The following is a 22,469-nucleotide window of genomic DNA, read 5'->3' on the forward strand; positions in this document are numbered from 1 at the left end:
AACCACATATAAATCTGTACGGAACTACCCTCGGGGGCATGACGCTTTATGATGACACCCTCTCCCTCCTCCAAGAGCTGATCCGCAATGCCTGCGTTAATGACCTCACGCCAGACTCCGGCCACGAGGTGCGCAATGCGGACAGCCTCGAAAAATTCTTCGCAGGTGAAGACGTGCAGATTGAGCGCTTCGAGTCCCACCCGGGCCGTGTTTCCATCGTAGTGACCATCCCCGGCGATCCGGACCAGGAACCGCTGACCCTCATGGGACATACCGACGTCGTCCCCGTGGACGAGCCCAAGTGGACCAAGCCGCCTTTCGAGGCCCTCATCGAGGACGGCAAGCTCTACGGCCGCGGTTCCGTAGACATGCTCTTCATTACCGCCACCATGGCCGCCGTCACGCGCGAGGTCGCCCGCGCCGGTAACACGGGCGGTACCCTCGCCTTCGTCGGCATGGCCGATGAGGAGGCCCGCGGCGGCCTTGGCGTGCGCTTTATGTCCGAGAACCACCCCGATGCCTTTTCGTGGAAGAACTGCCTGTCTGAGACCGGCGGCAGCCACCTGCCCGGCGCGGTGGGCTTTAACGTGGGAGAAAAGGGCGTCGGCCAGCGCCGCCTGCACGTACATGGCGATGCCGGCCACGGTTCCACCCCTTATGGCAAGGACTTTGCCATCGTGAAGATCGGCGAGGTGGCCCGCCGCATCGCCGCCGCTGAGCCGCCCACGGCCTCCAATGAGATCTGGGAAGGCTTTGTGCGTACCTTCAAATTTGATCCCCAGACCGAGCAGGAGCTTATCGACGGCACCGGTGACTACTCCAAGTTCGGCAACCTCGACGCCTATGCCCATGCCTTTAGCCATACCACCATCGCCGAGACCGTCCTGCGCGCCGGCGGCGCCATCAACGTGCTGCCTTCGCACGCTTACCTGGAAATGGACGTGCGCCCCTTCCCCGGCCAGACCCAGGAGGATCTGGATGACTTCCTGCGCAGCGCGCTCGGGGACATGGCCGATGAGGTAGAAATCGAGCACCTCATTACCGAAGATGCCACACAATCCTCCACCGATACCGAGCTATGGCGGGCCATTGAGGCCACCTCCAAGGAATTCTTCCCCGACAAGGACGTTGTCCCAGTTCACGCCACCGGCGGCTCCGATCTGCGCTTCGCCCGCCGCAAGGGCGGCAATGCCTATGGCTTTGCCATGCACGCCGAGGGCCGCGATATGGCCAGTGCCAATTCGCAGCTGCACAGCCACGACGAGCACCTCTACCTAGAGGACCTCGAGCTCACCGTCCGCGCCTACCGCAGCCTGGTCAATCGCTTCCTCGGCCTGTCACAGGCGTAACAAATGTGGCAAGATGTCTGGCATGAGCTTTGCACGTAAGTCCGCGCTGCTTTCTGCAGCTACCGCCCTGACCGTAACCCTCGCCGCCCCTGCCGCTGCCCATGCCGACGCCGTTGATAATCTCCTCGACAAGATGCCTGCCGGCCAGATTTCCTGCTCCCAGGCACAGCAGTACTGGACCAACTCCGCTGACTACAACCAGAAGAAGTCCCAGGCCCTCGCCGTTGCCACCGTGCACCCACGCGGCAACGAGGTCCGCGGCGCCATCGGCCGCATGGATGAGGCCATTGCCCGCTGCGGCCTAAACGGCACCACCGGCCAGGGCAAGCCGGTCAACACCGGCGGCCAGCGCGGCAATGCTCCCGCACCAAAGCTGGCCCCGGCACCGGCCCCTGCCCCGGCGCCAGCTAAGAACGCCAAGGTCATCGAGCTGGGCACCATCCCTGGCCAGCCGACTGTTGACGTCCCCTTCCTAGGCCAGACCTTCCGCATCCCGGACGCGGCCAAGATTGCCCAGAACGCCGTATCCCAGTTCCAGCTGCCACAGATCCCGCAGATCCAGCAGCTACAGCAGCTGTCTTCCTTCTAATATTCTCACTTGGCCGGACCGCTTAGCGGTCTAGCTGAAAATAGATCCCGGCATGCGCACTGCAGCCGGGATTAAACTTATGCCCACAATGGGGACACGCAGGCGCGGCGGAATAGGCGTGGTAGTTCATTTCGGTGCGGCAGGCGCCGCAGAGTACCGAGGGGGCGTCGACAAGCATGGGCCCAAACTCATGCTCCGTAAGCTCGGCGTGGCACAGCGCGCAGGCAAAATACTCGCCACAGGTGGCGCACTTATTGGCCACCACGTCCAGCGGGGAATGCCAATGCTTGCACCGGCCTTGCGCATCAATCGCGCCGTGAATCTTCATGGCCGTCAGCATACGCGCCATTCTGCTGCCACTGGTGCTTCTTTTCCTCGGATTTCTTAGCATTGCGCACGGCCTGAATGCCCACCACGATGGCGATGATGAGTGGTACCCACACCTTGCTGTAATCCATGAGGAATACGAGCCAGTCGGGCAGATCGATGTCGATGTTGAAGTCGAAATTCGGCACCGGCAGCTCTATCTGCGGAAACTCCGGTACGGGGAGCGCGATATCCGGCAGGTTAATCTCCGGCAGCTCCCAATCCGGAAGCAACCGGGACAAAATGCGGCTGATAATCGGACCGAGCACGATCACGCCAATGGCCCAGCCGGACTTGCCCAGCCCGCCTAGAAGCGGGTACAGCACCCGCTTGAAGGAACTTTCCTCCATGGCATGCCGGCGCTTCTCCCCCAAGGAGCCGGCCGGCGGGTCGAGGGCGACTGCCTCCTCGCCATTGCGGTAGTACACGTCCAGGAGCTCGCCAAAGGGTGATGCCTGAATGTCCAGATAAGGTTTGCTGCGCGGGGCGGAGTTCTCGAGCAGGGTGAGGTCTTTTTCGATCTTCTTCTTAAGCGAATAGCGGCCCCCACGCGGCCGATCGTGGCGGCTGCGTACCTGACCATTCACCACAATCTGCAAGCGTGGGCTCGGGTTCTTCTGCCAAAGCCGAAGGCGCTCCGGCAGCGAAGCATCGCCTGGAACCGGGGTGAAATCCTTGGCCTTCTTCGGCCACTCGCCCATCTCCGCGAACTCGGCATCGTATCCGCGCTGCACCTCAATGGTGCCCACCTCGGGGTGCTCTAGGTGTGATGTCCAGGGACGTTGTTCTGGCCCCCGCCCGTAATGACACCGTGCCGATTCAAGAAGTATCTGTCCAGACCGCTTGCCATTGAAGGCATGTTAGAGTTTGGGGCATGTCGAGTCCCGAATCAGACAGGTCAGGGGTTGTCGGTCACACCGCCAGCCCCTTGAACCACTAGTTACGACGCCCACGATCTGTGTGGGCGTATGTCTGGCGTACCCGGGGCGCTGGCCGTGGTGACAAGAAGAACCATTTCTTGATCTCACACCTCGGAGTACTCGATGCCTTTTGCCCTCTACATGCTTGCCCTGGCGGTCTTCGTCATGGGCACTTCAGAATTCATGCTCGCGGGATTGCTCCCCGCGATCGCGACCGAACTTGACGTCTCGGTCGGCACTGCGGGCCTGCTGACCTCCGCATTCGCAGTCGGTATGGTCGTCGGCGCGCCAGTGATGGCGGCATTCGCTCGCCGTTGGCCACCGCGGCTCACATTGATCGTTTGCCTTCTCGTGTTCGCGGGAAGCCACGTCATCGGAGCGATGACACCAGTGTTCTCTCTCCTGCTCATCACCCGGGTGCTCAGCGCTCTCGCAAACGCAGGATTCCTCGCCGTAGCACTGAGCACGGCCACTACCCTCGTGCCAGCGAACCAGAAGGGGCGTGCACTGTCGATCCTGCTCTCCGGCACGACGATCGCAACCGTCGTGGGCGTCCCCGCCGGGGCACTGCTCGGCACAGCGCTGGGCTGGCGAACGACGTTCTGGGCGATCGCCATCCTCTGTATTCCCGCGGCCGTTGGAGTCATTCGTGGCGTCACGAACAATGTTGGTCGGAGCGAGACTAGCGCGACCTCACCAAGGCTCCGTGTCGAGCTCAGCCAGTTGGCGACGCCGCGGCTCATCCTGGCCATGGCACTCGGAGCGCTGATCAACGGAGGGACCTTTGCGGCATTCACCTTCCTGGCACCCATCGTGACCGAGACCGCGGGCTTGGCCGAAGCGTGGGTGTCCGTCGCGCTGGTGATGTTCGGCATCGGATCGTTCCTTGGCGTCACGATCGCAGGACGACTATCAGATCAACGACCTGGCCTCGTGCTCGCAGTCGGCGGACCGCTATTGCTGACAGGCTGGATCGTGTTGGCAGTGGTCGCATCTCATCCCGTTGCGCTTATCGTCCTCGTCCTCGTTCAGGGATTCCTGTCGTTCGGCGTCGGCAGTACTCTGATCACGCGTGTGCTGTATGCAGCATCGGGTGCGCCAACGATGGGCGGTTCGTACGCAACCGCAGCATTGAATATCGGAGCTGCAGCGGGGCCCGTGCTTGGTGCGCTCGGGCTCGCGACCGGGCTGGGGCTGCTCGCGCCGGTTTGGGTCGCTTCGGTGCTGACAGCGATCGCTCTCGTCATCATGCTTCTCACCAGACGCGCGCTTACGAAGACCGCGGCGGAGGCCAATTGATGACCCATCCGAACGCTCTTCTCACTCCTCGTGCCCGTCTCCGGTTAGCTCGGCTGATTGTCGAAGACGGCTATCCGGCCACGATCGCCGCAAAGATGGGGTCGTTTGCGGGAGAGGGCGAAATCCTACGCTAAGGCTTTGGCCAACGATATTCTCCGGTAAGATTGATGTGTTCCCAGGGGATAGGAGAAGTCGCTTGATATCTAGTATGACGTCTGTCGCACCTGCTTGATCGCGGCCGCGATAGCTAGATCGCGTTGCTCCTCTTCTCCATCCGCGTTCCAAGCTGCGGAAAGGCACCCATAAGCGTACGCCTGGTCGAGCAGGCGACGCGGATCGACGTCCAGCGCACGAGAGAATGCGTCCGCCATCTGTGCAATGCGTCTAGGATCGAGACAAAGGTCGTCTCTGTCAGCCGGATCGTAGAACATATTGGCGGCGCCAAAGCCCACTTCACCGACCAGACCGACGGGATCTATCACCAGCCAGCCGCGACTGGAGAACATGATGTTTTCATGATGCAGATCGCCATGTAGCCCACGCAGTTCCGAGGCATTGCTCATCATTTGATCGGCTATAATCGCCGCGTGGACGTAGTCAGTTTGACAACCTGCGTTTTGATCATCGCGCGCCCGCTGAAACAAAGCTGCAAAGCGATCCCGGATCGGGAGAAGGGCAGAAGGCAGGGGTTCCTCAGATGCGGCATACAGCTTCGCCATTAGTTCCGCTGCAATTTCGGTCGCCTGGTAGTCGCCGTGCTCGGCAACGATGTGAGAGAGCATTCGCTCCCCGGCATATTCGAGCAACATCAGATTGTTCTCACGACCGAGCAACCGGACTGCTCCCCTCCCATTGCGCCATACCAGATAGTCGGCCCCGCGCAGTTCATCAGCAATGTCTTCTATAGGTTTCAATCCCTTGACGATTGCAGGAGTCCCGTCTGGCAATGAAACTTTCCAAACGAGGCTGGAAAAGGTGTCCGCAATGAGAACAGGTTGCGAAACGTGCCAATGAGCAGGAAAAACAGGCGGCATGAACATCAACCCCAAGTCAGAGGGTCCAATCGCAGATAGAAGGCAAGGCGTTCGCGGTCGGGGGCTTCGATCCCCAATACATTGAATAGGACAGCGAAGGCGCGCTCTGCTTCATCTGGCGCTGCCCAGTTCTCTTCGGCGTTAGCAATCATGAGTGCCAAATCGGCATAGCGATCTGCTGTTCCGAGCCGCCCAAGGTCGATCAGACCCGTGCATTGAAGAGTTTTAGGGTCCACCATGAAGTTCGGGCCCGACCCCCGGAAAGTGGACACGTCGGGGGTTAACTATGCGACTTTAGCCAGTGTAGCTGAAGTCGCGGCTTCAAAGACATCAGGAGCCACAAGATTGCACCAGGAGTGGCGCCTGCGGGTGTTGTAGCGCATGCACCACCGGAAGACCTCTTGGCGACAGCTAATTGGGTTGTCAAAGACTTTCCGCTCTCGCAGTACTTCCCGCTTGAGCGTGGCGTTAAACGATTCTGCTAGGGCATTATCGGCACTCGTTCCTACCGCTCCCATGGACTGGCGTACACCCAGCGACGAGCAGTAGTTTCTGAACGCTTGTGAGGTGTACACGCTGCCGTGATCGGAATGGAAAATAGCCCCGTCAAGACTGCCACGCACACCGTGTGCGTGGGCTAGAGCATCAATGACCAACGAGACACGCATGTGGTCTGCGAGTGCATAACCTGCAAGTTTACGCGAATAGGTATCAATGACTGTAGCCAAATACATGTTCTTTCCGCACTTACACGGCAGGTAGGTAATGTCGCCGACATACACACGGTTCGGCTCGTCAGCGGTGAATGTACGGCCTACTAGATCTGGCATGACACGGTGACCAGGCTTACGCCTGGTAGTGATGCATCGACGGCGTTTGCTAAAGCCTTTTAGTCCCATGGTTTTCATGATTCGTGCGACCTTCTTGTGGTTGACCGGGGTATACGCCGGGTCTTCCTTGAGGCTTGCGGCGATGCGTTTAGCACCATAAAGCCCGTGCTCATCATCGAAGATGGCCTTGATTCTTGCACCAATAAGACCGTCAGAATATATCTTTAACCTGCGCTTTTTGCGGGTGCTCACCCACTTGTAAAACGAGGAACGATTGAGCTTTAACACATCGCACATCCGCTTAACCGAGTACTCGGTTCGGTGGTCATAGACAAACTGGAAGCGGATCACCAGCGTGTCTCTTCGGCAAAATATTTCGCGGCCTTGCGCAGAATATCGCGTTCTTCGCGCAGCTTAGAGACTTCCTTTTCTAGCTGGCGGATTCGCTCAGAATCATTCGCCTCTTGGGCTTTATCGTGCACGGCTTTTATGCGGGCACGTTTGCCGGTGCCGTACTTCTTGACCCATGAATGTAGCGAGGCTCGGTTGATTCCGAGCTCGGCTGACGCTGAGTTCAACGAGAGGTCCTCGTTGTTCTCATAGAGGGCCACGGCATCGCGTTTGAACTGTTCGGAATACCTGGACATGGTGGTAGATTACCTTTCTTCCCAGCTCGACTGGGCTGGATATCAGGTGTCCACCAAATGGGGGTCAGTTCATTCGGCATGCAGGGATCACCATGGCAAACAACCATATCGGTGCGCTCTTGGTCGAGCCGCACCGGTAGCTCTCGTTCGACACGAGCCAAAAGATCGAGCTGCGGCGTACTCTTGTCCTCGTCCGGTAAGAAGTCGGGATTGACGGCATTGCGGGACACCACATCAACGGCGCGTCCGAACATTCGCGACAGCCTGCGCTCAAACGGACATTGATCAACCGATAGGCTGTGAACAGCGCCAAGTTGCTGCCCCATTGACGGCCACGCTTTGAGCAAATCCGCTCCAGACAGATCAGCCGCCGGTACTCCCGGAATTGCCGTTATCACCAAGCATGCACCCTCCTGTTCCTCCTGCCAGTTGATCACCTCGGGGCAAGCCACACCTCGACCTTTGAGCCAAATGAGGCGGTCACGCTCTCCAGCGAGCTCACCGCGGCGGGAAGCAGGTGCGATTTTCGCGAAGGCATGCCCGTCACCACGTCGAAAAACAAAATCACCAGATTCTCCGCCTCTGACAGGCAACCAGTCAGAATGCGATTCACCAAAAAAATATTAGTTCGATTCAATGGAGGTTCCTTCAGTTTTCTGATGAAGCGCGGAGGTGGCTCAACCTGCGAAAAGAAACGAGTTGCTACGTAAGTCCGAGAACATGCTTTCCATGGTCTCTGAGCTCGCCTTTGGGACCGACATATCGGTAGAGAGTGACGCGCTCGATGCCGAGTTCCTTGCAGAGATCGGAAACTGAAGTATCGCGCTGGGCCATGGCGGCTTGCGCGAGACGCACCTGAGCTTTGGTGAGCGCGAATTTTCGTCCGCCCTTGCGACCGCGCGCTCTCGCGGAGGCGAGACCCGCCATGGTGCGCTCTCGGATCAGATCCCGCTCGAACTCGGCCAAGGTGGCGAAGATTCCGAACACCATGCGACCGGACGCAGTCGTGGTGTCGATCTGAGCGGGCACTGTTGCAAAGTTAGCGATGAGGCAGCCTTTTGTCTTATTCAAAGGCCTTACATTTCAAAAACTCTGCTTACCAGGCGCATTTCGCCCAGGGGATCACCATAATAAAATGCTGAGGCCTGGCCTTTGCGTAGTGCACGCATCACCTCAATACCTTTGATGGTGGCGTAAGCCGTCTTCATGGATTTAAATCCCAGCGTGGCGCCGATTATCCGTTTCAGTTTGCCATGATCGCATTCAATCACGTTGTTCCGGTACTTAATCTGTCGGTGTTCAACGTCAGACGGGCACCGGCCTTCGCGTTTGAGCAGAGCAAGCGCGCGACCATAGGCGGGCGCTTTATCCGTGTTGATGAATCGCGGGATCTGCCACTTCTTCACGTTGTTGAGGATTTTACCCAGAAACCGGTATGCAGCTTTGCTGTTACGACGGGAGGAGAGATAAAAATCGACAGTGCGGCCCCGGCTGTCGACGGCCCGGTACAGATACGCCCAGCGGCCATTGACCTTCACGTAGGTTTCATCCATGTGCCACGGGCAAAGATCGGAAGGGTTACGCCAGTACCAGCGCAGCCGTTTTTCCATTTCAGGCGCATAACGCTGAACCCAGCGGTAAATCGTGGAGTGATCGACATTCACTCCGCGTTCAGCCAGCATCTCCTGCAGCTCACGGTAACTGATGCCGTATTTGCAGTACCAGCGTACGGCCCACAGAATGATGTCACGCTGAAAATGCCGGCCTTTGAATGGGTTCATGTGCAGCTCCATCAGCAAAAGGGGATGATAAGTTTATCACCACCGACTATTTGCAACAGTGCCCCGTCCGGATACTGCCAGATATCGGCGTCCAGGGAGATGTCCTGAAGCGCGGTGTCCGGAATTTCAGGTTTGTGTCTCTACAAAGACTAACTATCAGAAAAACTCATCGAGCATCAAATGAAACTGCAATTTATTCATATCAGGATTATCAATACCATATTTTTGAAAAAGCCGTTTCTGTAATGAAGGAGAAAACTCACCGAGGCAGTTCCATAGGATGGCAAGATCCTGGTATCGGTCTGCGATTCCGACTCGTCCAACATCAATACAACCTATTAATTTCCCCTCGTCAAAAATAAGGTTATCAAGTGAGAAATCACCATGAGTGACGACTGAATCCGGTGAGAATGGCAAAAGCTTATGCATTTCTTTCCAGACTTGTTCAACAGGCCAGCCATTACGCTCGTCATCAAAATCACTAGCATCAACCAAACCGTTATTCATTCGTGATTGCGCCTGAGCGAGACGAAATACGCGATCGCTGTTAAAAGGACAATTACAAACAGGAATCGAATGCAACCGGCGCAGGAACACTGCCAGCGCATCAACAATATTTTCACCTGAATCAGGATATTCTTCTAATACCTGGAATGCTGTTTTCCCGGGGATCGCAGTGGTGAGTAACCATGCATCATCAGGAGTACGGATAAAATGCTTGATGGTCGGAAGAGGCATAAATGCCGTCAGCCAGTTTAGTCTGACCATCTCATCTGTAACATCATTGGCAACGCTACCTTTGCCATGTTTCAGAAACAACTCTGGCGCATTGGGCTTCCCATACAATCGATAGATTGTCGCACCTGATTGCCCGACATTATCGCGAGCCCATCTATACCCATATAAATCAGCATCCAGGTTGGAATTTAATCGCGGCCTCGAGCAAGACGTTTCCCGTTGAATATGGCTCATAACACCCCTTGTATTACTGTTTATGTAAGCAGACAGTTTTATTGTTCATGATGATATATTTTTATCTTGTGCAATATAACATGGGTTGGCACTGTTGCAAATAGTCGGTGGTGATAAACTTATCATCCCCTTTTGCTGATGGAGCTGCACATGAACCCATTCAAAGGCCGGCATTTTCAGCGTGACATCATTCTGTGGGCCGTACGCTGGTACTGCAAATACGGCATCAGTTACCGTGAGCTGCAGGAGATGCTGGCTGAACGCGGAGTGAATGTCGATCACTCCACGATTTACCGCTGGGTTCAGCGTTATGCGCCTGAAATGGAAAAACGGCTGCGCTGGTACTGGCGTAACCCTTCCGATCTTTGCCCGTGGCACATGGATGAAACCTACGTGAAGGTCAATGGCCGCTGGGCGTATCTGTACCGGGCCGTCGACAGCCGGGGCCGCACTGTCGATTTTTATCTCTCCTCCCGTCGTAACAGCAAAGCTGCATACCGGTTTCTGGGTAAAATCCTCAACAACGTGAAGAAGTGGCAGATCCCGCGATTCATCAACACGGATAAAGCGCCCGCCTATGGTCGCGCGCTTGCTCTGCTCAAACGCGAAGGCCGGTGCCCGTCTGACGTTGAACACCGACAGATTAAGTACCGGAACAACGTGATTGAATGCGATCATGGCAAACTGAAACGGATAATCGGCGCCACGCTGGGATTTAAATCCATGAAGACGGCTTACGCCACCATCAAAGGTATTGAGGTGATGCGTGCACTACGCAAAGGCCAGGCCTCAGCATTTTATTATGGTGATCCCCTGGGCGAAATGCGCCTGGTAAGCAGAGTTTTTGAAATGTAAGGCCTTTGAATAAGACAAAAGGCTGCCTCATCGCTAACTTTGCAACAGTGCCTCTGAGCGCCCTTTCCAGTCAGAACCCGCAGGCCGATCTTGCGGTCTGACAGCTCCTTCACCGTGTTGACCAGATGGGCAAGCGATCGTCCGAGGCGATCGAGCTTCCAGACCACCAGCACATCGCCGTCACGCAATGACTTGAGGCAGGCAGTCAAGCCAGGGCGATCATCACGACCGCCGGAAGCAAGATCATCATAGATATTGTCCCGTTCGACACCTGCGGCGCGCAAGGCGTCGTGCTGCAGGTCGAGAGACTGCGAGCCATCGGCTTTGGAGACGCGGGCATATCCGATCAGCATGTATCACAAACGTTGGTTTGAGGCGGCGCTTCGGCCACGATTGCATTGACCTCTGGAAATGTATCTCAACCAGCTTCATAAACAAAGCGTCTTGAACGCTATCAGATTTTGAAAAAGGAACATGTATGCCGCGTCGCGTCACTCTAACCGATCGGCAGAAAGACGCGCTGTTGCGCTTGCCGACTTCACAGACGGATTTGCTCAAGCACTATACGCTGAGTGATGAAGACTTTGGGCATATCAGGCTGCGTCGGCGCGCTCACAACAGGTTCGGCTTCGCCCTGCAATTGTGTGTCCTGCGCTATCCCGGCCGGGTGCTGGCTCCAGGCGAACTGATCCCTGCAGAGGTCATCGAATTTATCGGAGCGCAGCTTGGCCTGGGTGCCGACAATCTCGTAGACTATGCTGCCCGCGAGGAAACACGGCACGAGCATCTTGCCGAGTTACGGGGGCTCTACGGCTTCCGCACCTTCTCCGGACGTGGTGCGAGCGAGCTGAAGGAATGGTTGTTCCGAGAAGCCGAGATGGCGGTGTCGAACGAGGATATCGCCCGTCGCTTCGTAGCCGAGTGCCGACGCACCCGCACTGTCCTTCCCGCGACATCCACGATCGAGCGGCTTTGTGCCGCGGCTCTCGTCGATGCCGAGCGACGCATCGAGACGAGGATCGCCAGTCGGCTGCCTATGTCGATCCGAGAACAGTTGCTGGCATTGCTCGAGGAGACGGCTGATGATCGGGTGACCCGTTTTGTGTGGCTGCGCCAGTTCGAGCCTGGCTCGAACTCTTCGTCGGCCAACCGGCTGCTCGACCGGCTCGAATATCTGCAACGCGTCGATCTCCCCGAGGATCTGCTTGCCGGCGTTCCTGCCCATCGGGTGACTCGTCTGCGCAGGCAGGGTGAACGGTATTATGCCGACGGCATGCGCGATCTCCCGGAGGACAGGCGGCTTGCGATCTTGGCTGTTTGCGTCTCGGAATGGCAGGCGATGTTGGCCGACGCAGTGGTCGAAACCCACGACCGGATCGTCGGCCGTCTCTACCGTGCTTCGGAGCGTATTTGCCATGCAAAGGTCGCAGACGAAGCGGGGGTGGTGCGTGACACCCTGAAATCCTTCGCCGAGATCGGGGGCGCCCTGGTCGATGCACAGGATGATGGCCAGCCGCTGGGCGATGTCATCGCGAGTGGGTCAGGGTGGGACGGCTTAAAAACCCTTGTTGCAATGGCAACCAGGCTGACCGCCACCATGGCCGACGATCCGCTCAATCATGTGCTCGACGGTTATCACCGCTTCCGCCGATACGCTCCACGCATGTTGCGCCTGCTCGATCTGCGAGCTGCGCCCGTTGCACTGCCGCTTCTGGAAGCGGTGACGGCCCTTCGTACCGGTTTGAACGATGCCGCGATGACCAGCTTCTTGCGGCCCAGCTCGAAATGGCATCGCCACCTTCGGGCCCAGAGGGCTGGCGACGCTCGCCTATGGGAGATCGCGGTGCTGTTCCATCTGCGCGATGCGTTCCGCTCCGGAGATGTCTGGCTTACTAGGTCCCGGCGCTATGGCGATCTGAAACACGCACTCGTTCCGGCACAAGCCATCGCGGAAGGCGGTCGTCTCGCTGTGCCATTGCGGCCGGAGGAATGGCTGGCAGACCGGCAAGCTCGCCTCGACATGCGGTTGCGCGAGCTTGGCCGTGCCGCTCGCGCAGGCACGATCCCGGGCGGGTCGATTGAAAACGGCGTTCTGCATATCGAGAAACTCGAAGCCGCCGCGCCGACAGGCGCCGAAGATCTGGTGCTCGATCTCTACAAGCAGATCCCGCCCACGCGCATCACCGATCTCCTGCTGGAGGTGGATGCGGCGACCGGCTTCACCGAAGCGTTCACCCATCTGCGCACAGGAGCACCCTGCGCTGACCGGATCGGGCTAATGAACGTTATCTTGGCGGAAGGGATCAACCTCGGCTTGCGCAAAATGGCGGATGCGACAAACACCCACACCTTCTGGGAATTGATCCGCATTGGACGGTGGCATGTCGAGGGCGAAGCCTATGACCGGGCGCTGGCCATGGTGGTCGAGGCACAGGCAGCGTTACCCATGGCCCGGTTCTGGGGCATGGGCACGTCGGCTTCGAGCGACGGACAGTTCTTCGTCGCTACAGAGCAAGGTGAGGCCATGAACCTGGTCAACGCGAAATATGGCAATACCCCGGGCCTGAAAGCCTATAGCCACGTCTCCGACCAATATGCGCCGTTCGCAACCCAGGTGATTCCTGCAACGGCAAGCGAAGCGCCTTACATCCTCGATGGCCTGCTGATGAACGATGCTGGACGCCATATCCGCGAGCAGTTCACCGACACGGGCGGCTTCACCGATCACGTCTTTGCCGCATGTGCCATTCTCGGCTACCGGTTCGCTCCGCGCATCCGCGACCTGCCATCCAAACGGCTCTACGCGTTCAATCCGTCGGCCGCCCCGGCGCACCTGCGAGCGTTGATCGGCGGAAAGGTCAACCAAGCCATGATCGAGCGCAATTGGCCCGACATCCTGCGCATCGCCGCCACCATTGCTGCCGGGACCGTCGCGCCAAGCCAGATTCTGCGGAAACTCGCCTCCTATCCGCGGCAGAACGAGCTCGCGACAGCCCTGCGGGAAGTCGGTCGCGTCGAGCGCACCCTGTTCATGATCGACTGGATTCTGGATGCCGAACTCCAACGGCGTGCCCAGATCGGGCTCAACAAAGGCGAAGCTCATCATGCGCTGAAGCGGGCAATCAGCTTCCACCGCCGCGGTGAAATCCGCGACCGTTCCGCCGAAGGCCAGCATTACCGCATCGCCGGCATGAATCTGCTCGCCGCCATCATCATCTTCTGGAACACCATGAAGCTCGGCGAGGTCGTTGCAAACCAGAAACGCGATGGAAAGCTGCTATCGCCCGATCTCTTGGCCCATGTTTCGCCGCTCGGATGGGAACACATCAATCTCACCGGAGAATATCGCTGGCCAAAGCCTTAGCGTAGGATTCCGCCCCCTCCCGCAAACGACCCCAAGATGTTCATGGTCTCCCCGATCACTGCCCGGAAATGGGCAGGCCGCTACCGGGAAGAGGGTGAGTTTGGGATGCAGGATCGCTCCAGCAAGCCGCACCGGATCCCAGGCAGGACGCCCGAGCATGTCAAGAAGAAGATCATCAACCTGCGCTGGCGGCTTCGACTGGGGCCAGCCCAGATCGCTGCGCGACTTGGTCTCTCGACGTCGACTGTTCACGCGGTCCTCGTCCGTTGCCGCGTGAACCGCCTCTCGCATATCGATCGTGTCACTGGCGAGCCATTGCGGCGATATGAGCATCCTCATCCGGGATCGTTGATTCATGTCGATGTCACGAAGTTCGGCAACATCCCCGACGGCGGTGGACATCGTTACGTAGGTCGGCAGCAAGGCGCACGGAACAAGCTCGCGACTCCGGGATTACCACGAGGAAAAGATCACAAGCCGCGCACCGGGACGGCGTTCGTTCACACAGTCATCGACGACCACTCCCGCGTCGCATACGCAGAAATCTGGTCGGATGAGCAGGCGAGCACAGCGGTGGGAGTTCTCGAACGCGCCGTGGCCTGGTTCGCCGAACGAGGCGTGACCGTCGAGCGAGTCCTATCCGACAACGGGTCGGCATACAGATCCCACGCATGGAGGGACTTCTGCGCTCGGCTCGGCATCCGACACAAGCGGACACGCCCCTACCGGCCGCAGACGAACGGGAAGATCGAGCGATTCCACCGCACGCTCGGGGACGGCTGGGCCTATGCCAGGTTTTACGGTTCAGAGGCCGAACGACGCCTGGCGCTGCCCGGCTGGCTCCACTTCTACAACCACCACCGACACCACTCTGCGATTGGCGGCGTACCCTTCGACCGACTCAACAACGTCCCTGGACATCACACCTAACCTCCGGACAGTGGACACGTCAGGGTTAGGCCCTATGGCGGAACATACGCTATAACATATGCCTAAACATATGTCCCGCCATATGGCAAGACATATCAAGCCTTCTAGGGCTGGTGTGAGATGAGTTTTTCGTAATTGGCAAACAATAGCTCCTGGCGCTGCCGAACAGTTGTCAGCTTTCGTGGCGCGCCAAACGCTTTATCCACCTCGCGGTCGAGCGCATCATGCGCTTTGATGAGTTCCGGTGCCATCGCGAGTGGGTTGTAGTGCTCGGCCAGCGAGCGTTCTGGGTGCAGCGCGCGGGCGTCGAGCACCTTCTTGCCCGCTTTAATAATTCGCTGCCGCGTCTTCTCGTCGAGTTCTGGCACTGGGAAAGTATTCCACGTCAAAGTGTTAGCAAAACGGAGATCAGACTTGAGTCGTCCTCCGATGCTTTTCTGCCACGTAATGAACATCGACGACGACGCTAGCGCAAACATCAGGCCGTCTGGATCTTGAGCATGGAATACTAGGTCAGAAGCGATTACGTTTGATGGATACCTTTGTACGGTGAAATACGAGCGGCGTTCGCTTACTACCTTCGGCAGGCAAAGGTAATCAGTATCCGGTTGCGACCGCTGGCCGAATAAGTGCGGAGTTTCAGCCATTTTCCGTGTACTTGCCGCTTTACTGTCGGCTCGAAAAGACTTAACCGCTTCTAGACGCTTTTTCAGAACCGGACTCTGGGCAATGTCTGACGGTGCTACATCTACAAGCCATAGACACCACCGATCTAAGCCGTTCATTAGCTCTCGACTACCCCGGAAAGGGCGAACATACTTTGCCGCTACGGGGTCACTCATAACCTCGTCGTATTCGTCGACCTCAACTAGAAGGTTGCCGCCATCTCGCGCCATATTTCCAAAAGTTGCGGGCGATATTTCCGACGAAATAGGATGCCGGGATTTATCGACAAGAACATTAGGGCCGTCTACTAAATAGGCATTAATGGACTGGCCTACTTCCACTGAGACTGGCTCGCCCTTTACATCGGGATAATCCCACAGACGTGGACGTGGTTGACTCTCCTTATCGAAGCCAACAATGACGCAGTGAACAGCAGCTTTACCGGGTGCTTCAGAGTCCCACGCAAACGTGCGGTGAGCGAAACGAATACGCCACCCTGCTTTGAAGATAGGCCCAAATAGCCGTGGAACTTGATCACCTTGAGTAATTGAATTGGTGGTGACAAACGCAAAACGACCCTCTCGGGACTTAAAGAAATCCAAGCACTTTGCATGCCAGCCGGTGACGTAGTCCAAGCGTGAAATGTCCTTAGTGCCCCACAAGTCTCGGAGTTCTTGAGCTTGTTCAGCAGTTCTCGTCGCATGCCCCAAAAACGGCGGGTTACCGAAGATATACGTCTTGGCGGCAGAAGCCGAGAGTATGTCTGCCCAATCAAGCTGCAGGGCATTGCCGTGCACAATGTGCGCGGTAATCTTAATCGGCAACCGCTCCGGAGGCCTACCCACAGCGTTGGCAAGCTCCTTGTTGGCCTGATGGTCAACTAGGAACATGGCAGTCTCAGCAATCTTGGCAGGCCACCAATTCAGCTCAATGCCGTAGAACTGCCCAATGGACAGTTTCTGCTCCCACTCAATATTCAACGACATGCCCGTTTCACCGCGGCGCTGGCGTATAGCGACAATGATGTCGGTTTCAATCCGGCGCAACTCCCGATACGCCAGAAGCAGGAAGTTTCCAGAACCACAAGCCATATCAGCGAATACCAGCTCAGACAGGGAGTCGCGGAAGCGCTCTAATGCGGCCACCGACGTCGACGGAGAAGACACCAACTTATCGGCCTCAGCCCTCAGCTCGTCCAAAAACAGCGGGCCGATGGTCTTCATGATGTTGGCCTTAGACGTGTAGTGTTCGCCGTCGCTGCGGCGCGCTTCCTTCGATTTCACCAATTGGAACAACGAACCAAAGACGGAGACGTCAATGGTCGACCAGTCGAAGTCGCAGGCAGCAAGCAATGCTTCGCGCATCTGGTAGTCGAAGTACTCCGAGGCCAACGGTTCAGCAGATAGGGCACCATTGACATAAGGAAACTTTGAAGTGTCCCAGGTTTTGTTCCGTTTGAGTAGATGGGAAAATCTGGAATATGCCAAGAAAATTTGACCAGGATGCGAAGGATCGTGTGGTCCGTCTTGTAGAGGACCGCATCTTGGCGGAAAATATGTCGATGCAAGCCGCGTGCCAGGCAGTAGCCCCAAAGCTGGGGGTGTCATGGCACACAGCCCGTCAATGGACCCAACAGGCCCGCCGTGCGGGAAACATCCCAGAACCCGTGCCTGAAGATCTGGCCGCCGAAAACGCGAGGCTTCGCCGTGAAAATCAAGAGCTACGCGACACCAATGAACTTTTAAAGGCTGCCTCAGCTTTTTTCGCGTCGGAACTCGACCCAAAACGTCGGAAATGATCCGGTTCATCGATGAATACCGGAATCGTTTCTCTGTCGAGTTCATCTGTAAGACGTTGAAGAAAAACCGCGCTGGTGGGTTCATCACCTCGCGTGGGTATCGTCAGTCCAAGGCCCGTGGGGTAAGTGCTCGCCGCCTTCGTGATGCTGTGCTGGTTGAACGCATTAGTGCTATCCATCGGGATAATTACGGCATCTACGGTGTGCGGAAAATGTGGCATGCTCTTCATCGTGACGGAATCGATATCGGTCGTGAACAAACCGCGCGGCTGATGCGTCTAGCCGGTGTATCAGGCAAAGGCAAAGGCCGCTCGCCTATGACCACTCGCACACCTCAAAGGCCGGATTTACGCCCGGACTTGGTGGAGCGAGAATTCAAAGCCGAAGGCCCGAACAAGCTGTGGGTGGCTGATATTACCTACGTGCGCACGAAGAAAGGCTTTGTGTATGCCGCGTTTGTCACCGATGTTTACTCCCGACGGATCGTTGGGTGGGCGTTATCAGATTCCATGCGCACCGAAGCGTTGCCGCTGCAAGCTCTCAACCAGGCGATCGCGTCTGCTGAGGAAACAACAGGTCTCATTCATCATTCGGATCACGGCTCGCAGTATGTCAGCGTTGTCTACAACGAGCGTCTTGCCCAGCACGGGATTGCCGCTTCCACCGGAACTGTCGGGGATTCCTATGACAATGCTCTGGCGGAAAACGTTAATGGTTCCTACAAAAACGAGCTGATCCATACTCGCAGGTGGGATGAGGTTGTCGAGGTGGAAATCGCGACGTTTGAGTGGGTGTCATGGTGGAACGAGACGAGGCTTCACCAAAGCTTGGGATACCGAACCCCGGTCGAAGTGGAAACCGAATTTTGGGACCAGCACCCGCCGCAAGCAATAATAGAAATCAAGGCAAATGCCTAGGAACAAAACCCGGGGCACTTCAGACCTGCTGTTTACCTACCTGCAACCCCCACCAACAACCATCGACCCCGACAACCTTGCAGCAACAACAAACAGCCTCGAAGGTGGCATCAACGCCCCCATAAAAGAACTAGCCCGCAGACACCGCGGACTATCACTACCGCATCAACGCACAGTGATGGATTGGTGGCTGTATCTACATACAGAAGTCCCTGACGATCCGGTCAAGATCGCCAGGGACCAACGATGGGGTCAAGACGCACTTTCCACAGCAACAGACCTGATCACCCACAACACCACAGCCACTACCAATGACATCGGTGCACCAGCAGAATACGACACCGCCATCGACACCAGCTACCAACACAACCTCGGCATCCAAAAAGGCTGGATCAAATAACCGCAACACGCCCGGAAAAGACACACTTTTCTTTACTTAACCCGTGCTAGAGGTTATGACGCAAGTTTATTGAATTCCAGAGAATTTCTGAACATCCGGCGAGCGAAGGAAACGCCCGGCCATTTCCACAGCTGGCTGAGAAGAATCTCCTTCGATTACAAGGGACGCAATCGCCAATTCCCCTGTCGTTCCAGCGAACCAGCCATTGGAAAGCTTGCCATCAATTTCTGCTGTACCAGTCTTTCCGCCAAGTGCACTAAGATCACTCAACGACCTAGCTGAACCGTGGTCAATTGTTGATTTCATCATCGTCCGGAGGCTTTGAATAGTTGTATCGCTGACATGCTGGTCTGCCTGTTTATTCACTACTGTCTGTTCGCCTTGAATGAGCTGTGGAGGAACAAGCAAGCCGCCGTTAGCGACAGTCGATTCCATGAGCGCAATCCCAAATGGACTAGCTAGAACCTCGCCCTGTCCAATAGAAGCCTCCACACGAGGAGGTCCAGCCGGTGTCCGCGGCACCGAACCAGTAAGTGTGGTCATCCCTGGTACGTCGAAGTCGGAGCCAATTCCGAGTTCTAAAGCAGTCCGTTGCAGATCATCTTCTCCCAAACGATCCGAAATGACCGCTTGGGTTGTGTTACATGATTGGGCGAAAGCTTCTTCCAGTCGAACGCTACCTAGATCGAAGTCATGATCGTTGGGAATCTTGCGTCCAGCGACGGTGATATTGCTAGGACAAGGTAGTTCCTCATCCATGCTGACTGCCCCTGCCTCTAGTGCCGCCGCTGTGGTCACAGTTTTGAACGTCGATCCCGGTGCGAATAGCCCGGTGAGTGCGATTGGCCCTTGGTTATTTGCCTTGTCATTTTGTGCAACGGCAAGGACACCTCCTGTTCTAGGATTGAGCACGACTAGAACTGCGGCACGTTGCTCACTGTCCACTGCTTGTTTTGCTGCGCTTTGCAGTGTGTTATCCAGAGTGGTTGCGATTGGCTGAACTCGGCGAGGCGGCTCAGAGGCTACCGTCGTCATACCTTGTGAACTCTCAGCGCGTATCGACCATCCTGAATTAGCATCGAGCACTGACTCCCAATATTTGTTCAATTCAGCATCCAGCGGAGAGTTAAGAGTTTTGGACACGCTTAAGAGACGCCCCTGCTCCACAGTGGAAATTCCCTCAAAGGTCCTAAGTTGCTCTTGTATCTTCCGGAATTCTTCCTGCCTCAAAGTGAGGAGCACGGTGTCTTCATCCTGAGACTCTCCCAAGGTCTGCTCGATCCACTCCTTAGTCGTTGTGGGAGACACTGGTGCAAAAATCTGGGCCAATTCCTGCGCTCTAGAGGCTATATCTTTGCGACCTCGTACCTGAATAACTTTCGTCCAGGTCATATATTCATTGCCCAAGCGATCTTTAATTGGAAGATCGTACTGTTTATCTTCAGCAAAAAAGAGTGCGGAATCATCGCTCAACTGAGCTTCGAAGATCGAAGGCAACCATTGAGGCTTACCATCCTGTCCACTAAGGACGAGCCGACCATTGCTCTCCAACTCCACACCATCTTTGGACCAAGTCACATGAGTATTCTTCTTTCCATTGGAAATATCAGATGTTTCGATGTTGACCTTCACACCATGAAGTGACTGCCGAAATTCATGAAGGGCGCGCTCCGGGTCTGGATGATCCAGATACCGTGCAGCCTTGCTGTCATCTCCCGCGTTGAAAGCTTTGAGAAATACGTCTGAGTCTGATTCCCACGGTAGAGCTGAACAGCTGCTCAACATCACTGCGGAGAGCGAACAGAGTGCAATCACCGACTGACGGAAACGATTGGGCTTAGTCATCATGGGAGTGATGTTAAGTGAGACGCATTGGATGCCACCAATATCACATAATGCAATTGTCTCATTTCATTCACATATAGGCGATGGTAGAAGTGTGTATTCAAGTGGCAGAAATTCTAACGAAGAGCGTCCACGAGCAGTCTAGCCACTTCGCCAATAGCACCATCGTGAGTACTCATTGCTTGTTCTGGCACCACCTGTTTCAGCATGATGGACACCACAATGGGCTCCTCGCCCTCAACCTGGATAATCGAAGCTTCACCATGGAGAAGTCCTACAGTGCCCGTTTTTCCATAGATATCAACGCCGCTTGGAGGAAAGCCTGAAGGAACACGGTGACGCCACACCTGCAACCCCAAGAGTTCACACATAGATCGACGTACCGCTGCACTATCGTCTTTCCAAACCTGTTCCAAGTCATTAGTTATTTCCGCCAACGAAGAGACTGCAGAAAACGCTATATCTGTACTACTCCCCCCTTGGGATTGAACATATTGACGCAATTGTTTCTCCGCCGTCACTAAGCTATTCCGATCTTGCAAGTCATAATGAGGTGGAAACCGTTTAAGAAATGCTTCTCGAGCCCACGCAGGCAGTAGACGCAAAATCTCGTGGGCGGCCACGTTATCTGACACCGATGCGACTTGTTTCATTAAGTCTCGGAGACTCACGTTCACTGCGTCATCAAAGGCAGCGAACCCATACCCTTCGTAAGTTCCTTTGGACGGTGCAACGTCAACACGAAGACGAGGATCCAGATCACCTCGTTGAATCGCTTCCAAAGTGAGGTGGAGGAGCCGGATTTTATATAAGGATGCCACCGTAATTTTCTCGTCTTGTTTGCGTCCGATAGTCACCCCATCGTGCAGTCGCGATGCACACCACCATCCCTCACACCCCGACCGCGTCAACACGTTTTCCAGGGCCATCTCCATCCGTGCAGTCATTGGTTAATCCTTCGACAAATTCTTTCGGCGACCGCCATGGCCTCGGCGCCATTGTCCATCCCACCTCGGCGAACCACTACATCCACGGAAAAATCGAAACGGGAAGGAAGCTCAATAGCATTGTCAAACTGGTGAAAACCGCGAAATACCAAAGACATCCCCTCCCCTCTTCCAATCAATAAGCCCCTACCTAGAGCATCCTCTGAATCATTAATTTCGCAAGACACACCCGACCGAAATAGCTCTCTCGCCAAACCACTGGCTGCACTTGAAGTGTCATTCAGGTTCTCCACCAGCAGATTCAATTGAGACAAGGTCTTATCCAACCTTGAATACCCCGGCGGCACCACTAGATCACGTGACAGAGAAAACTGCCTCGCACTGCGGTGAGTACCCAAGGGAACCGGAGCTTGAACAAGCCCCGCATGAATAGCGCCTTCTTCAACACGGGCAAGAATCTCAACAGAAGGCAGTGACGACAAAACTACTCCATCATGCTGCTGTGCCTTTGCTGCAATACGCGATCCTATCTCGCTTGGAAGCGCACTACTGATGGCCAAACGAAACCCGCTTTGCGCACCACTTCGGATACCGTCAATCATCGAATGCATAGTCTGAAGATCGCGATTAATCACCCGGGCATATGGAAGCAAGGTCAACCCTGCCTCGGTTAGTTTCACTTCCCCCGCCCCTCGGATAAATAGCGGTGTACCTACACCAGCTTCTAAGCGCTTAATGGCATTGGAGACAGGCGGCTGACTCACTCCCAGTCGCGCTGCCGCCGCTGTAAAACTACCGGTCTCCGCTAAAGCCACGAAATACTGCCATTGGCGCAGATTTCCCGTCTGAGCAATCATGGGTCTCAGCATAGTGGAGCACCACTGCAGCGTAAAATGATGTCTTTGGCTTGAGCAACACCGTCGCGGTGGCGTCGATAAACAAAAAGGAAGTGACACACAG

The 22,469-nt window shown here is 56.1% G+C and carries 18 protein-coding genes and 6 pseudogenes; 10 read left to right on the plus strand and 14 right to left on the minus strand.

Annotated features, from left to right (window positions below):
• The first annotated feature begins 38 nt into the window (after positions 1-38).
• Together LG376_RS03355 and LG376_RS03360 are read left to right on the plus strand one after the other, a co-directional pair.
• On the plus strand, positions 39-1,349 hold the full coding sequence (locus LG376_RS03355; protein WP_225746166.1) for a M20/M25/M40 family metallo-hydrolase: 1,311 nt from the start codon (positions 39-41) through the stop codon (positions 1,347-1,349).
• A 22-nt stretch (positions 1,350-1,371) separates the two neighbouring features.
• Positions 1,372-1,938, plus strand: a complete 567-nt coding sequence (locus LG376_RS03360) for a hypothetical protein (protein ID WP_225746167.1) — start codon at positions 1,372-1,374, stop codon at positions 1,936-1,938.
• 22 nt (positions 1,939-1,960) lie between these two features.
• Here the strand turns inward: LG376_RS03360 and LG376_RS03365 are convergent, their stop codons facing one another.
• A complete protein-coding gene (locus LG376_RS03365; protein WP_225746168.1) occupies positions 1,961-2,266 on the minus strand; it encodes a CHY zinc finger protein in 306 nt (101 codons plus the stop codon).
• Positions 2,244-3,053 (minus strand): hypothetical protein, encoded by an 810-nt coding sequence (locus tag LG376_RS03370; RefSeq protein WP_225746169.1) that lies wholly within the window; start codon positions 3,051-3,053, stop codon positions 2,244-2,246. Before LG376_RS03370 ends, LG376_RS03365 begins: the two co-directional genes overlap by 23 nt.
• Before the next feature lie 219 nt (positions 3,054-3,272).
• Between LG376_RS03370 and LG376_RS12660 the strand changes: the two genes are divergently transcribed.
• The 3 genes and pseudogenes from LG376_RS12660 to LG376_RS03385 all read left to right on the plus strand — a co-directional run.
• Entirely contained in the window at positions 3,273-3,326 is a 54-nt protein-coding gene (locus tag LG376_RS12660) for a chloramphenicol resistance leader peptide (RefSeq protein WP_011113070.1), read from the plus strand.
• Between the two features lie 21 nt (positions 3,327-3,347).
• The gene (cmx, locus tag LG376_RS03380) at positions 3,348-4,523 is read left to right on the plus strand and encodes a chloramphenicol efflux MFS transporter Cmx (RefSeq protein ID WP_005297378.1); all 1,176 of its coding nucleotides are present in this window, start codon (positions 3,348-3,350) and stop codon (positions 4,521-4,523) included.
• Positions 4,523-4,621 (plus strand): annotated as a pseudogene (locus LG376_RS03385) (IS481 family transposase); the annotation flags it as partial. The gene cmx and the pseudogene LG376_RS03385, both read left to right, overlap by 1 nt.
• 105 nt (positions 4,622-4,726) lie before the next feature.
• Here the strand turns inward: LG376_RS03385 and LG376_RS03390 are convergent.
• From LG376_RS03390 to LG376_RS03420, 7 genes and pseudogenes are all read right to left on the minus strand, one after another.
• Complete coding sequence (locus LG376_RS03390) at positions 4,727-5,563, minus strand: aminoglycoside O-phosphotransferase APH(6)-Id (protein WP_000480968.1); 837 nt, start codon at positions 5,561-5,563, stop codon at positions 4,727-4,729.
• Positions 5,563-5,805: pseudogene (locus tag LG376_RS03395) on the minus strand (phosphotransferase); the annotation flags it as partial. The pseudogene LG376_RS03395 and the gene LG376_RS03390, both read right to left, overlap by 1 nt.
• A 36-nt stretch (positions 5,806-5,841) precedes the next feature.
• Positions 5,842-7,034 (minus strand): IS3 family transposase gene (locus LG376_RS03400; RefSeq protein ID WP_225746142.1). Its coding sequence is split into 2 segments (ribosomal slippage): positions 5,842-6,755 and positions 6,755-7,034, totalling 1,194 coding nucleotides; the frame shifts between segments, so codons are not numbered across the junction.
• Positions 7,035-7,105: 71 nt separating this feature from the next.
• A pseudogene (locus tag LG376_RS03405) lies at positions 7,106-7,671 on the minus strand (APH(3'') family aminoglycoside O-phosphotransferase); the annotation flags it as partial.
• A 65-nt stretch (positions 7,672-7,736) separates the two neighbouring features.
• A complete protein-coding gene (locus LG376_RS03410) occupies positions 7,737-8,105 on the minus strand; it encodes a recombinase family protein (protein ID WP_012360778.1) in 369 nt (122 codons plus the stop codon).
• Between the two features lie 5 nt (positions 8,106-8,110).
• Entirely contained in the window at positions 8,111-8,815 is a 705-nt protein-coding gene (locus LG376_RS03415) for an IS6-like element IS26 family transposase (RefSeq protein ID WP_001067855.1), read from the minus strand.
• 156 nt (positions 8,816-8,971) lie between these two features.
• Positions 8,972-9,787 carry an aminoglycoside O-phosphotransferase APH(3')-Ia gene (locus LG376_RS03420; protein WP_000018326.1) on the minus strand — a complete coding sequence of 272 codons (816 nt, stop codon included), beginning with the start codon at positions 9,785-9,787 and terminating at the stop codon, positions 8,972-8,974.
• A gap of 150 nt (positions 9,788-9,937) precedes the next feature.
• Here LG376_RS03420 and LG376_RS03425 point away from each other — a divergent pair, with 150 nt between their 5' ends.
• On the plus strand, positions 9,938-10,642 hold the full coding sequence (locus LG376_RS03425) for an IS6-like element IS26 family transposase (protein WP_001067855.1): 705 nt from the start codon (positions 9,938-9,940) through the stop codon (positions 10,640-10,642).
• Between the two features lie 17 nt (positions 10,643-10,659).
• On the opposite strand, the pseudogene LG376_RS03430 reads toward LG376_RS03425, so the two are convergent.
• A pseudogene (locus LG376_RS03430) lies at positions 10,660-10,995 on the minus strand (recombinase family protein); the annotation flags it as partial.
• Between the two features lie 125 nt (positions 10,996-11,120).
• Between LG376_RS03430 and LG376_RS03435 the strand changes: the two are divergent.
• Entirely contained in the window at positions 11,121-14,006 is a 2,886-nt protein-coding gene (locus LG376_RS03435; protein ID WP_225746170.1) for a Tn3 family transposase, read from the plus strand.
• Between the two features lie 39 nt (positions 14,007-14,045).
• Positions 14,046-14,936: pseudogene (locus LG376_RS03440) on the plus strand (IS481-like element IS5564 family transposase); the annotation flags it as partial.
• Between the two features lie 104 nt (positions 14,937-15,040).
• On the opposite strand, the gene LG376_RS03445 reads toward LG376_RS03440, so the two are convergent.
• Positions 15,041-16,993 (minus strand): DNA methyltransferase, encoded by a 1,953-nt coding sequence (locus tag LG376_RS03445; protein ID WP_053087552.1) that lies wholly within the window; start codon positions 16,991-16,993, stop codon positions 15,041-15,043.
• An 89-nt stretch (positions 16,994-17,082) separates the two neighbouring features.
• On the opposite strand from LG376_RS03445, the gene LG376_RS03450 reads away from it, so the two are divergent.
• Positions 17,083-18,317 (plus strand): IS3 family transposase gene (locus LG376_RS03450; RefSeq protein WP_172953431.1). Its coding sequence is split into 2 segments (ribosomal slippage): positions 17,083-17,371 and positions 17,371-18,317, totalling 1,236 coding nucleotides; the frame shifts between segments, so codons are not numbered across the junction.
• A gap of 19 nt (positions 18,318-18,336) precedes the next feature.
• Positions 18,337-18,717, plus strand: a pseudogene (locus LG376_RS03455) (IS256 family transposase); the annotation flags it as partial.
• Positions 18,718-18,783: 66 nt separating this feature from the next.
• Here LG376_RS03455 and pbp2m read toward each other — a convergent pair.
• The 3 genes from pbp2m to LG376_RS03470 all read right to left on the minus strand — a co-directional run bounded on the left by pbp2m (position 18,784) and on the right by LG376_RS03470 (position 22,366).
• Positions 18,784-20,565: a penicillin-binding protein PBP2M gene (gene pbp2m, locus LG376_RS03460; RefSeq protein ID WP_225746171.1), complete on the minus strand. Its 1,782-nt coding sequence runs from the start codon at positions 20,563-20,565 to the stop codon at positions 18,784-18,786.
• A gap of 113 nt (positions 20,566-20,678) precedes the next feature.
• On the minus strand, positions 20,679-21,509 hold the full coding sequence (locus LG376_RS03465; RefSeq protein ID WP_012360808.1) for a serine hydrolase: 831 nt from the start codon (positions 21,507-21,509) through the stop codon (positions 20,679-20,681).
• A complete protein-coding gene (locus tag LG376_RS03470; protein WP_049377578.1) occupies positions 21,506-22,366 on the minus strand; it encodes a LysR family transcriptional regulator in 861 nt (286 codons plus the stop codon). Before LG376_RS03470 ends, LG376_RS03465 begins: the two co-directional genes overlap by 4 nt.
• Positions 22,367-22,469 lie beyond the last annotated feature (103 nt).

It is taken from the genome of Corynebacterium sp. Marseille-P4611, from assembly GCF_916618765.1.
Taxonomy (GTDB): domain Bacteria; phylum Actinomycetota; class Actinomycetes; order Mycobacteriales; family Mycobacteriaceae; genus Corynebacterium; species Corynebacterium marquesiae.